The sequence below is a fragment of the Pantoea sp. K16 genome (assembly GCF_048452805.1).
Taxonomy (GTDB): Bacteria; Pseudomonadota; Gammaproteobacteria; order Enterobacterales; family Enterobacteriaceae; genus Pantoea; species Pantoea agglomerans.
Window position 1 is genome coordinate 32,701 of record NZ_JBLWNV010000005.1, and the last position, 12,843, is coordinate 45,543.

Annotated in this window: 10 protein-coding genes; 6 read left to right on the forward strand and 4 right to left on the reverse strand. The window is 55.3% G+C overall.

Going from position 1 to position 12,843, the window contains the following annotated elements; all coding sequences use genetic code 11:
- Positions 1–209 precede the first annotated feature (209 nt).
- Genes tamA through ACK13D_RS07820 form a run of 3 tightly spaced genes read left to right on the forward strand, consistent with a single transcriptional unit; the run spans position 210 to position 6,045 of the window.
- Positions 210–1,925, forward strand: a complete 1,716-nt coding sequence (gene tamA, locus ACK13D_RS07810) for an autotransporter assembly complex protein TamA (RefSeq protein WP_154210861.1) — start codon at positions 210–212, stop codon at positions 1,923–1,925.
- Positions 1,922–5,689, forward strand: a complete 3,768-nt coding sequence (tamB, locus tag ACK13D_RS07815) for an autotransporter assembly complex protein TamB (RefSeq protein ID WP_033758895.1) — start codon at positions 1,922–1,924, stop codon at positions 5,687–5,689. The genes tamA and tamB overlap by 4 nt, the downstream gene beginning before the upstream one ends.
- A 2-nt stretch (positions 5,690–5,691) precedes the next feature.
- On the forward strand, positions 5,692–6,045 hold the full coding sequence (locus ACK13D_RS07820) for a gamma-glutamylcyclotransferase family protein (protein ID WP_010256451.1): 354 nt from the start codon (positions 5,692–5,694) through the stop codon (positions 6,043–6,045).
- Positions 6,046–6,104: 59 nt separating this feature from the next.
- Here the strand turns inward: ACK13D_RS07820 and ppa are convergent, their stop codons facing one another.
- The 3 genes from ppa to ACK13D_RS07835 all read right to left on the reverse strand — a co-directional run bounded on the left by ppa (position 6,105) and on the right by ACK13D_RS07835 (position 7,657).
- A complete protein-coding gene (gene ppa / locus ACK13D_RS07825) occupies positions 6,105–6,635 on the reverse strand; it encodes an inorganic diphosphatase (protein WP_003855519.1) in 531 nt (176 codons plus the stop codon).
- A gap of 100 nt (positions 6,636–6,735) precedes the next feature.
- Positions 6,736–7,185, reverse strand: a complete 450-nt coding sequence (locus ACK13D_RS07830) for a DUF441 domain-containing protein (RefSeq protein WP_003855520.1) — start codon at positions 7,183–7,185, stop codon at positions 6,736–6,738.
- Positions 7,186–7,246: 61 nt separating this feature from the next.
- Positions 7,247–7,657 (reverse strand): lysozyme inhibitor LprI family protein, encoded by a 411-nt coding sequence (locus tag ACK13D_RS07835; RefSeq protein ID WP_418796078.1) that lies wholly within the window; start codon positions 7,655–7,657, stop codon positions 7,247–7,249.
- A gap of 169 nt (positions 7,658–7,826) precedes the next feature.
- Here ACK13D_RS07835 and ACK13D_RS07840 point away from each other — a divergent pair, with 169 nt between their 5' ends.
- Entirely contained in the window at positions 7,827–9,386 is a 1,560-nt protein-coding gene (locus ACK13D_RS07840; protein WP_418796080.1) for a methyl-accepting chemotaxis protein, read from the forward strand.
- A gap of 156 nt (positions 9,387–9,542) precedes the next feature.
- Positions 9,543–10,196 carry a hypothetical protein gene (locus ACK13D_RS07845; RefSeq protein ID WP_418796082.1) on the forward strand — a complete coding sequence of 218 codons (654 nt, stop codon included), beginning with the start codon at positions 9,543–9,545 and terminating at the stop codon, positions 10,194–10,196.
- Positions 10,197–10,257: 61 nt separating this feature from the next.
- On the opposite strand, the gene fbp is transcribed toward ACK13D_RS07845, so the two are convergent.
- On the reverse strand, positions 10,258–11,265 hold the full coding sequence (gene fbp, locus ACK13D_RS07850) for a class 1 fructose-bisphosphatase (RefSeq protein WP_010256459.1): 1,008 nt from the start codon (positions 11,263–11,265) through the stop codon (positions 10,258–10,260).
- A 168-nt stretch (positions 11,266–11,433) separates the two neighbouring features.
- Between fbp and mpl the strand changes: the two genes are divergently transcribed.
- Positions 11,434–12,786, forward strand: a complete 1,353-nt coding sequence (gene mpl / locus ACK13D_RS07855; RefSeq protein ID WP_010256463.1) for a UDP-N-acetylmuramate:L-alanyl-gamma-D-glutamyl-meso-diaminopimelate ligase — start codon at positions 11,434–11,436, stop codon at positions 12,784–12,786.
- Positions 12,787–12,843 lie beyond the last annotated feature (57 nt).

Below are 12,843 nucleotides of genomic sequence, written 5' to 3' on the forward strand. Positions count from 1 at the left end.
AGGAGTTGTATCGCTCACCCCATTTACCGACAATAGCCCCGTTATTTGACTTAGATGTCAGAGTTGCTCCGCCGTTTGCCATAAAGTGCGGCTATGATGAGGATGTTGCCGTTGCGGTAGTGCGGGCAAAGAAGATTAATAAGCGCCCCGCGGAAAAGGGGCCGGCATGATTAACAGGAGTACAGGTGCCACGATTTTATGTTTATTGCATGGCTGGCCTGCTGCTTGCCGCGCCCGCCCTTGAGGCGGCGACAGTGCGATTACAGGTAGACGGCTTATCCGGGGATCTGCAAAAGAATGTCAGAGCGCGTCTGTCCACCATCGGCAGCGATGAGGTCTCTAATGATGGCCGCTTTCGCGCGCGCGTTTCTGTTGCGATAAAAGAGGGGCTGCGCGCGCTCGGTTATTACGAGCCCACCATCGATTTCGAATCCCGCCCCGCGCCTGCGCAGGGTGGACGACCGGTATTAGTGGCACACGTAACGCCTGGTGAACCGGTAAAAATCGGCGGCAGCACGATTGTGGTCGAAGGCGATGCGCGCAATGACGCGGATTACAAAGCCTGGGTGAAGCAGGGACGCCCTGAAGTGGGCAGCCAGCTTAACCACGGGCAATATGACAAATTCAAAAGCGGCTTCTCTAATCTCGCACTGCGTAACGGCTATTTCGACGGCACGTTTAAAAAAAGCCAGCTTGGTGTCTCGGTTGAGCGGCGTGAAGCGTTCTGGGATATCGACTACGACAGTGGCGAACGCTATCGCTTCGGCGACGTTACTTTCCAGGGATCGCAAATTCGCGAAGAGTACCTGCAAAACCTGGTGCCGTTTAAAGAGGGGGACTACTACAGCTCCCGCGATTTAGCCGAGCTGAATCGCCGCCTCTCCGCTACCGGCTGGTTTAATTCGGTGGTGGTCGCGCCGGAATTCAGCAAGGGACGACAGACCAAAGTGCTGCCGCTGAGCGCAGTAATGTCACCCCGCACCGAAAACACCATTGAAACCGGCGTCGGCTATTCCACAGACGTCGGTCCGCGCCTGAAAGGGACCTGGAAAAAACCGTGGATCAACGACAGCGGCCACAGCCTGGCGGCCAGCGCCTACGTTTCCGCGCCGGAACAGCAGGTCGATCTCAGCTACAAAGTGCCGCTGCTGAAAAGCCCGCTTGAGCAGTACTACACCTTCTCCGGCGGCCTGAAGCGCACCGACCTCAACGACACCAAAGCGGATACCACGACGCTTGCGATGTCGCGCAACTGGGACAGCAGCAGCGGCTGGCAGAAGGCGGTCAACCTGCGCTGGAGCCTGGATCACTTTACTCAGGGCAGCGTGACCAACACCACTATGCTGCTCTATCCCGGCGTCAGCGTAAACCGTACCCGTTCCCGTGGCGGCCTGATGCCGACATGGGGCGATTCACAGCGCTATTCGGCAGACGTCTCTGATACCACCTGGGGTTCAGACGTCGACTTCCTGATCCTGCAGGCGCAAAACGTCTGGATCCGTACCCTTGGCGACAGTCATCGCTTTGTGGCGCGCGGCAATCTGGGCTGGATCGAAACCAACGACTTCGAAAAAGTGCCGCCGGATCTGCGCTTCTTTGCCGGTGGTGACCGCAGTATTCGTGGCTACAAATATAAAAACATTTCACCGCGCGATGATGACGGCAAACTCACCGGTGCGTCAAAACTCGCCACCGGATCGCTGGAATATCAGTACAACGTCACCGGGAAATGGTGGGGCGCGGTGTTTGTCGACTCGGGCGAAGCGGTTAACGACATCAAGCAAAGTAACGTCAAAACCGGTGCGGGCGTCGGCGTGCGCTGGTCTTCACCGGTTGGCCCAATCAAATTTGATATCGCCAGACCCATCGGGGATGACGAAGAGCATGGATTACAATTTTACGTAGGGCTGGGGCCAGAACTATGAAGCTGTGGAAAAAGGTCCTGATCGGCATTCTGATCTTTCTGGTCGTGCTGTTGGGTGGGGTGGCATTTTTAATCGGTACCACGCCTGGGCTGCATTTAGTGCTGAAAGGTGCGTCGCGCTGGGTGCCGGGCCTGTCAATCAAGCAGGTCGATGGGGGCTGGCGTAACCTGACCCTTAACGGTCTGCGTTACGAAATGCCTGGGGTCAGCGTCGATGCCGGGCAAATTCATCTGGCGGTGGATCTCAACTGCCTGCTGCACTCCTCCGTGTGCGTTAACGATGTCTCCCTGCGCGATATCAGCGTGGTGGTCGACAGCAAGAAAATGACGCCTGCGGCACCAGCGCCGGAAGAGGAGAGTGGCAACACTAACCTCAGCACGCCATACCCCATCACGCTGCGTCACTTTGGCCTGCACAATATCAATGTCAAAGTTGATGACACCGCAATATCGCTGCTCGACTTCACCACCGGCCTGCAGTGGCAGGATCGTGCGCTGACGCTGAACCCGACCCATATTCAAAGCCTGCTGATTGCGCTGCCGAAAGCGGCGAAAGTGGTCAATGACGAGGTGGTGGAGCCGAAAGTCCAGCAGCCACATCCCGCTGAAAAACCGCTGGGTGAAACGCTGCAGGCGATGTTTGCGCAACCCCTGCTGCCTGAGATGCCTGATTTCCGTCTGCCGCTGGATATTGAGGTGCAGCAGATTCTGGGTGAACAGCTGCGCATTACCGGCGACACCGATATTTCCGTCAGCCGGTTGCTGCTGAAAGCCAGAACCGCCGATCGTCAGATGCAGCTCAGCACGCTGGAGGTGGACTCGAACCTCGGCAACCTGAAGGGTAGCGGTCAGGCGACGCTGGCGGATAACTGGCCAGTCGATTTCTCCCTTAACGGCACAGTGAATACCGATCCGATTAAAGGCGAAAAGCTCGCGCTGAAACTTAATGGCGCGATGCGCGACGAGCTGAAGATGGGGCTGAACCTCTCCGGTCCGGTGAATGCGCAACTGGACGCCACGACCCAGCTGGCGGTGGCGGGACTGCCGCTGTCACTGAAGCTGACCAGTCCGCAGTTACGCTGGCCGCTGACCGGTCCGGTAGCGTATCAGGCGGATAACCTGGACTATCAGTTCAAAGGCAAAGCCACCGACTATGTGATGTCGCTGCAGACTGCCGTGAAGGGTGAATCTGTACCACCGGCGACGATCTCGCTGACGGGTAAAGGCAACGTTGAGCAGTTCAGCCTCGACCGCCTGCGCGTGGCTGCGCTGCAGGGCAATATCGATCTCACCGCGCTGGTGGACTGGAGCAAGGCGATAAGCTGGCGCAGTGAGCTGACGCTGGCGGGAATTAATACCGCTAAACAGTATCCCGACTGGCCAGCAAGGCTGGATGGCAAAATCACCACCCGCGGCAGTCTGTATGGTGGCAGCTGGCAACTGAGCGTGCCGCAGCTACAGCTGAAAGGCAATGTGAAACAGAACGCCGTGACCGCTGATGGCTCCCTGACCGGTAACAGCTACAACCAGTGGACGGTGCCGGGCATTAAGCTGGCGCTGGGACGCAACCATCTGGATGTTAAAGGCGCGCTGGGCGACAGTCTGGATCTCGATGCCAGTATCGACGCACCCCAGCTCGACAATGCGCTGCCGGGTCTGGGCGGCGTCATCAACGGCACAATAAAAGCGCGGGGTACTCTGAAGGCACCGCAGCTGCTGGCCGATCTTAATGCCCGTGGTCTGCGCTGGCAGCAGATGCAGATTAATCGCGTCACCCTGAATGGCGACGTCCGTTCCGGCGAGCAGGTGGCGGGTAAACTGCAACTGCGCGTCGAGCAGCTGAAGCAGGATGCGCTGAACATCAGCCTGCTGACGCTGAACGCGGACGGCAATGAGCATCAGCATCAGCTGAAGCTCAATGTGCAGGGCAAACCGGTCTCTGGCCAGCTGGCGCTGAACGGCAGCTTTGATCGCCAGACGGAGCGCTGGAAAGGGTCGCTGAACGACACCCACTTTGATACGCCAGTCGGTGAGTGGCGTCTGACCCGCGCCATGGCCATCGACTATCTGAACAGCCGCCAGACGGCCACCATCGGCCCACACTGCTGGCAGAACCCCAATGCGCAAATTTGTGTGCCGGAGCCGGTTGAAGCGGGCCCGGCAGGCAAGGCGCATGTGGTGCTGAATCGCTTTGACCTGGCGATGGTGAAGCCGTTTATGCCGGATGCGACTCAGCTTAGCGGCCTGTTCAGCGGCGACGTGCGCGTCAACTGGACTGCCGATGGCAGCCTGCCAACCGGTACCGTGGCGCTGAAGGGCAACGGCGTGAAAGTGGTGCAGGATGTGCAGGGCAACAATCTGCCGATCGCCTTTGACACGTTGAACCTCAATGCCGCGCTGCGAAACGGACGCGCCCAGCTCGACTGGCTGATCCGCATCGCCAATAACGGTCAGCTGGATGGCAACGTGCAGATCGACGATCCGCAAAACCGCCGCACGCTGGGCGGTAACGTCAACATCCGCAATGTCTCGCTGGCGATGCTCAATCCGGCGCTGATGCAGGGCGAGAAGATCAAAGGCAGCCTGAACAGCAGCCTGCGCTTGGGCGGCAGCGTGCAGCAGCCGCAGGTATTTGGTCAGCTTGGCCTGACGGGTGTGGATGTGGATGGCAACTTTATGCCGGTTGACCTGACCAGTGCCAACCTGAATCTGGTGTTTAACGGCATGAGCTCCACCCTGAACGGGCTGGTGCAGACCGGGCAGGGCAATATCAACCTCAGCGGTAACGCAGACTGGAGCCAGCTCGACAACTGGCGTGCGCGCATTGCGGCGCAGGGCAGCCGGGTTCGCGTGACCGTGCCGCCGATGGTGCGCATGGATGTCTCGCCGGATCTGGTGTTTGAAGCGACGCCAGCGGCCTTTAACCTTGATGGCCGGGTCGATATTCCATGGGCGCGCATTACGGTGCAGGAAGTGCCGGAAAGCGCCACTGGCGTTTCGTCGGATGAGGTGTTGCTGGATAAACAGCTGAAGCCGATTGCACCGCAAACCGCCGCGATTCCGATTAACAGCAATCTGGTGATCCACGTCGGCAACGATGTGCGACTCTCTGCGTTTGGCCTGAAAGCGAAGCTGAATGGCGATCTGAAAATGGTGCAGGATAAGTCAGGACTCGGCCTGAACGGTCAGATCAACATTCCGTCCGGTCGCTTCCACGCTTATGGTCAGGATCTGATCGTGCGTAAAGGCGAGCTGCAGTTTGCCGGTCCGCCGGATCAGCCTTACGTCAACCTGGAAGCCATTCGTAACCCGGATGCCACCGAAGATGGCGTCACCGCGGGTCTGCGCGTCACTGGCCTGGCGGATGAGCCAAAAGCGGAAGTCTTCTCCGATCCGGCGATGTCGCAACAGGAAGCGCTTTCCTATCTGCTGCGCGGTCAGGGATTGGGCAGCGACGGCGACAGTAACGCCCTCACTTCAGCACTTGTTGGCTTAGGGGTTGCACAAAGTGGGCAGGTTGTGGGTAAAATCGGGGAGACATTCGGTGTCAGCAATCTCGCTGTTGATACTGCCGGTGTTGGCGACAGCCAGCAGGTGCAGGTCAGCGGCTATGTGCTACCGGGTCTGCAGGTAAAATACGGTGTTGGCATATTTGATTCACTGGCGACGTTAACCTTGCGTTACCGCCTGATGCCTAAACTCTATCTGGAAGCCGTGTCCGGTGTGGATCAGGCTCTCGATTTGCTCTATCAGTTTGAGTTTTAGCAATGCGAATAATTGTCTACGGCAGTTTACGGCGCAAACAGGGAAACAGTCACTGGATGACGAATGCGCAGTGGCTGGGTGATCACCAGATTGAAGGCTTTGAGCTTTACAGTCTGGGCCATTATCCCGGCGTGATTGAGGGCAATGGAGCGGTACATTGTGAGGTGTACCGCATTGATGCCTCAACCCTTGCGGAGCTGGATGCGCTTCGCACCAAAGGGGGAGAGTACAAACGTTATCTGACTCAGACGCCGTTTGGCAGTGCATGGCTTTATGTCTATCAACGCTCAGTGGCAGGACGCCAGCGCATCATGAGTGGTGACTGGCTGAAGCGCGATGAGGAGCCAGAGGCCTGAACAAAAACACCGTCCATCCGGACGGTGTTTTTTTTTCGACTCACAAACCGGCAGCAGAATTACTTCTTCTGTGCGCGCTCGTAAGAGGAGATGATTTCAGCTTTAGCGGCTTCGGCATTATCCCAGCCATCCACTTTCACCCATTTGCCTTTTTCCAGATCTTTGTAGTGCTCAAAGAAGTGGGTGATCTGTGCACGCAGCAGTTCTGGCAGGTCGTTCACATCTTTGATGTGATCGTACTCTTTAGAGAGTTTGGTGTGCGGAACGGCAACCAGTTTGGCATCTTCGCCAGACTCGTCGGTCATTTTCAGCACGCCAACCGGACGGCAGCGGATCACTGAGCCTGGAACCAGTGGATACGGGGTCGGAACCAGTACGTCAACCGGATCACCATCCAGAGAAAGGGTATGGTTGATGTAGCCGTAGTTGCACGGATAGAACATGGCGGTAGACATGAAACGGTCTACAAACAGGGCACCAGACTCTTTATCAACTTCATATTTGATCGGATCAGCATTCGCTGGGATCTCAATGACAACGTAGATATCTTCTGGCAGGTCTTTACCTGCTGGCACCTGGTTCAAACTCATCTGGCATTCCTTCAGTAGTCGTATGTTGAGTGTCGGCTATTATAGCCAACTGACTCTGAAAGTATGCCCCCTTTTTGGCGTTTCGGAATGCGCCCAAACGCTACTTAGCCGCCACAAACAGCGAAACAATGCCTGCGGCAATCAGTGGTCCTACCGGCACCCCACGGAAGAACGCCACGCCAATCACCGTACCAATCAGCAGACCACCAATCACCGAAGGCTGGACGCTCATAAAGTTCACGCCACGGCCGCCCAGCCAGGCGACAAAGATCCCCACCAGAATCGCCACAATCGACTTCCAGTTAGCAAACGACTTGATCAGCGCAGAGGCGGGCAGTGAGCCGCTTGCCAGCGGGGCCATCACCGCCACGGTAAGAATAATGATGCCTAAGGTAATGCCCTGTTTTTCTACGTAGGGGAAGAACTGAGCCAGCGGGGTAATTTTAATCGCCAGCAGCACCAGAATTGAAATCGTGACCGCGTTGTTGTGAACGAAATAACTCAGCACGGCAAGGCAAATCAGAATGATGGTCGAGGCGTAAGCAGCCATGGTTTCTCCCTGAAGGTTAATGAGTGCGCTGACTTCAGTCAGCGCAAAAGCCGGTTATCGATCAGCAGTCATCGGGGTTAGCACAGCTGCCTTTACCAAGTGACTGCAGCATCAGTGCCTGATTGCGCACCAGGCTCAGGCTCTGAGCGCTCAGCGCCACGCTGCCCAGCGTGCCTTGTGTACTGAGCTGGCTGCGGCTCGCCTCAAGCCAGCTGTCGCGGTAGCTCAGCCAGGCGCGCTGCGCGGCGCGCAGTTTGTTTTTAGGTTCGCCGGAGAGGGTTTTCATCAGTTTGTTGTACTGCTTATTCATCTCCTGATCCCAGGCCCGATTGGCCGCAGCGTAGCACTGGTTCATGGCAAGGGTAGTCGAGGCGTCATTGAGGCAGCGATCGGGCGAGGCGTCTGTCGGCAGATCCTCTGCCAGCACCGCTGTGCTGAGGCACAGCAGCATCAGAAGTAATCCTGGTTTCATTCTTTTCTCCGGATAACGGATAAGCGGCGATTAGCTTGATGGATGTTCCCGTGATGATCAAGTTGTTAACACTAATCAGGGTTAAAGTTTCGCGCCGTTACTGCCGATACTTCATCCGTTTTAGGGCCGCTGGAAAATTTGCCTTTTCACATACACGGAAACTATCTGGATGAAACAGTTATCACTTCGCACGGGGTTGCTGGCATTGCTGGCATTTATGACACTGCTGCTGTTGGCGGTGAGTTTTATGGGTATCGTGGCAATTAACAAAGGGAATCGCTCGCTGGATGTGATCAACCGCATTCAGGGGATCGAGCTGAACAGTCTTTACCAGAGCAATGCCGATCTGATGCGGGCCCGCGCTAACGCCGCGCTGGCGGTGCGTAAAATTGAAATTGGTTTACTGGAAGAGGGGGCGGCAGTAACAAAACTGTCGCAGGCGGATGTGGTCTCATCACAGCAAAGCCTGAAGCGCTTTGTAGACGCCGGAACGGTGACGGCGCACGGCAAAAAGCTGGCTGATGCAGTTTCGGCCAGTTACAAAGCCTATCTCGACCAGGGCATCAAACCGATGATGAACGCCCTGGATAAGCAATATACCGACGAGTATTACCAGTTGCTGGAAGGCAACCTGGCGACGCTGGCAGCCAGCTACAACAAGGCCGTCACGGACTTCAGCCAGCTGGCCGATCAGATCACCCAGGCCCAGCTGGCGCAGGCGGCCTACAACGAAACCAAAATGAAAATCCTGATCGCCGTGGCGGTGGTATTAACACTGCTGCTGCTGGTGCTCGCCTGGCAACTGCTGCGCCGGATGCTGCTGCAGCCGCTGAACCTGGCCATTCTCCATCTTGAGCAGGTCGCGGCGGGCGACCTCTCGCAGGCGCTGCCACCGTCGGGCAACAATGAGCTGGGGCGGCTTAATCATGCGCTCGCCGGGATGCAGCAGTCGTTGCGTACCTCGGTGAGTCAGGTGCGCGAAGCGAGTATGCAGATCGACATCGGCAGCCGTGAACTGGCCGCGGGCAACGTCAATCTGTCGCAGCGTACCGAAGAGTCCGCCGCCTCGCTGGAGCAGACTGCCGCCAGCATGGAGCAGCTCACGGCAACCGTGCGGCTTAACGCCAGCAATGCCCAGCAGGCGCACCAGCTGGCTAACGCGGTCTCTGATACTGCCGATCGCGGCGCGGAGGTAGTCTGCTACGTGATGGAAAAAATGCATGAGATTACCGACAGTGCCAATCGTATCGGCGACATTCTTGGCGTGATTGATGGTATCGCCTTCCAGACCAACATTCTGGCGCTCAACGCCGCCGTTGAAGCGGCGCGCGCAGGCGAACAGGGCCGTGGCTTTGCGGTAGTGGCAAATGAAGTGCGCACGCTGGCACAGCGCAGCGCTAACGCGGCCAAAGAGATCCGTACGCTGATTAGTGATTCACAGTCGCGGGTCAAAGAGGGCAGCGAGATGGCGACGCGGGCCGGGGAAACCATGGATGAGATTTCTGGTGAGGTCATGCGCGTAACGGCACTGATGAAAGAAATCTCGATGGCCTCCGACGAACAGAGCCGTGGCATTGAGCAGGTCAATCTGGCGGTCACACAGATGGATGCGGCGGCGCAGCAGAACGCGGCGCTGGTAGAGCAGGCCACCGCCGCGACCCAGTCGCTGGAAGCGCAGTCCGAGCAGCTTCAGGCAACCATGGCGCAGTTCAGGTTGCAGACGGCGTAAAAATGGTGAGCGCATTTATGATGCGCTCATTCTTTTTTCTCATTTTTACTAAAGTCGACATGTTAACTGTTCTTTGAGCCTAAGTTATTTTTATCTAATGTTTTTTTAGTTAGCATGGATAATAAATCATTATTGTAAATAATCAGGACTGAGAATATGGATACTGTATTCGTTGAAACCCTTGAAAGGCTAACTTCCCTGTTGGAGCGTTCGCCTCTTAATGTCATGTTGGCTGTGATATTGCTTACTTTATTTTATTTATGTCGGCGGATTGCTAAAAATATTAAGATCGAACATGTTTTTCAGCATACACTTAGCAATAAAATTAAAATTTTGAAAAATAAAATTAATGATGGAATTATCGAAAAGGAAGAGTCAACGCATCTTAAGAATCGTTATGTGACACTATCGAATCAGCAGATTTATGGTATAAAAAACAGGATAATTCAGCAGGAAGTTATTGGCATCATTAACCATTCGAGTGAAATAACAGATTTTAAGTATTTTGCTGTCCATCAATATGTTTTGAGTATGGATAATGGTGGTAAGCTATATTTCAATAAATCTAAGATAAGCTCCAGAATTTGCACTGCTTTTATGCTTTTAGTTATAGGTCTGGCAGCATTGGCATTGGGGATATTCATAATGTCTGCTGGCTCCTTTTTTGGCTTATTCATCAGTTTTCTGGGGCTGCTTTTATATTTTGCAGGATTAGTTCATTTTCCCGCTAATTCAGGTATGCGCAAACGAGCTGAAAAAGAGATAGCCCATTATTACCAGCATCGCGATGCGGCTGAAACGCACTATTAGCGAAACAATAAAAAAGCCTGCATTGAGCAGGCTTTTAAAATTTTACCTTACCCCTGCCGGATTAACCCTGACGGCAATCCGGGAACTCGGCCAGGAAACGCTCAACGTCGTTCACCATCGCCTCGTTACCGCAGTAGAACGGACAGCGCTGGTGCAGCGTGACCGGTGGAATATCCAGAATACGCTTCTGACCGTCGCTGGCTTTACCGCCCGCCTGCTCTGCCAGGAACGCCATCGGGTTGCACTCATACAGCAGACGCAGCTTACCCTGAGGATGGCTGGCGGTGCTTGGATAGAGGTAGATGCCGCCTTTCAGCAGATTACGATGGAAATCCGCGACCAGCGATCCGATGTAACGTGAGGTATAAGGACGGTGCGTTGGCAGATCCTCTTCCTGACAGAACTTCAGATATTTCTTCACACCCTGCGGGAAACGAATGTAGTTACCTTCGTTAATGGAGTAGGTGTAACCCGTTGGTGGATAGGTCATACGTTCGTGGCTGAGGCAGAACACACCCAGAGACGGATCGTAAGTAAACGCATGCACGCCTGCACCGGTGGTATAAACCATCATGGTGGAGGAGCCGTAAACCACGTAACCGGCAGCGACCTGCTTGTTGCCTGGCTGCATGAAGTCCGCTTCAACAACCGGCGTACCCGGCTCGCTGACGCGGCGGTAGATAGAGAAAATGGTGCCGACGGAAACGTTAACGTCGATGTTAGAAGAACCATCCAGTGGATCCATTAACACCACGTACTTACCGTTTTCTTCACCTTCAAAGATCACAAACTCGTCTTCTTCCTCAGAAGCGATACCGGCGACGATGCCGCGTGCTTTCAGTGCTGCCTTCAGTTTCTCGTTGGCAAACAGATCAAGTTTCATCTGCTGCTCACCCTGAATATTCTCGACGCCGCTGGCACCCAGAATATCCACTAAACCGGCTTTGTTGATATCGCGGTGGATGATTTTGGCACCCAGCTTAATAGCGGAAATCAGCGCTGTCAGTTCACCTGTAGCGTGCGGAAAGTCATGCTGCTTCTCGACGATAAATTCGCCCAACGTTTTCATAACACATTCCCTGAATCTTCGATGGAGTGGCAGCACGCGTAACAGTCTGCCAACGGATGCGTACGCAGTTTAGCCGATTGAACTTCAAAAACCATAGTCCTAATCCGTTTCTTCCGTCTGCGAGCGGCGTTACACTGTGCGCCGAACTTTTGAGTAATGGATCACGTAATGCGCATTCACATCCTCGGGATTTGTGGCACTTTTATGGGCGGTCTGGCGATGCTGGCCCGTTCACTTGGTCATCAGGTGACCGGGTCAGACGCCAACGTTTACCCACCTATGAGTACTCTGCTTGAACAGCAAGGTATTGAATTAACAGAAGGTTACGACGCCAGTCAGCTTGACCCGGTGCCTGATCTGGTGATTATCGGCAACGCGATGACGCGGGGTAATCCTTGCGTGGAAGCGGTGCTGGAACGCAACATTCCTTACCTCTCTGGCCCGCAGTGGCTGCACGATTTCGTGCTGCGCGATCGCTGGGTGCTGGCGGTCGCGGGAACCCACGGTAAAACCACCACAGCCGGCATGGCAGCGTGGATTCTCGAGGCCTGCGGCCTTGAGCCAGGCTTTATTATTGGTGGTGTGCCCGGAAACTTCGATGTCTCGGCAAAATTAGGAAAAAGTCCATTCTTCGTAATTGAGGCGGATGAGTACGACTGCGCGTTTTTCGATAAGCGTTCCAAGTTTGTCCATTACTGCCCACGTACGCTGATCCTCAATAATCTTGAGTTTGATCACGCCGATATCTTTGACGATCTGCGGGCGATCCAGAAGCAGTTCCACCATCTGGTGCGGATCGTACCGGGCCAGGGCAAGATCCTGCTGCCGGAACATGATCCTAACCTCAAACAGGTGATGGCGATGGGCTGCTGGAGCGAGCAGGAGAACGTCGGCGAGCACGGGCGCTGGCAGGCGAAGAAGCTCACCAACGATGCGTCTCACTGGGAAATCTGGCTCGACGGCGAAAAAGTCGGGGAAGTGAACTGGGCGCTGGTGGGTGAACACAATATGCACAACGGGCTGATGGCGATTGCTGCCGCGCGCCATGTGGGTGTGAAGCCGGAAGATGCAGGCCAGGCGCTGAACAGCTTTATCAATGCGCGTCGACGGCTGGAGCTGCGCGGCGAAGTGAACAGCATCAAAGTCTATGATGACTTCGCTCACCATCCGACCGCGATTCTGGCGACGCTGGCTGCCCTGCGCAGCAAAGTTGGCGGCAGAGCGCGTATCCTGGCTGTGCTGGAGCCACGCTCTAATACCATGAAGATGGGCGTCAGCAAGAACGATCTGGCACCGTCGCTGGCGCGTGCTGATGAGGTCTTTCTGTTCCAGCCGCACCATATTCCGTGGCAGGTATCTGATGTCGCAGAAGCGTGCATTCCGCCTGCACACTGGAGCGCGGATATCGATACCCTGGTGGAAATGGTGGCCAAAGCCGCGCAGCCAGGCGACACGATTCTGGTCATGAGCAACGGCGGGTTTGGTGGTATCCACCAGAAGCTGCTGGACAGGCTGGCATAATGTCACAGGCGCCCGTTTCGGGCGCTTTTTTTAAAAGCATTATCCCCGGAAATATTA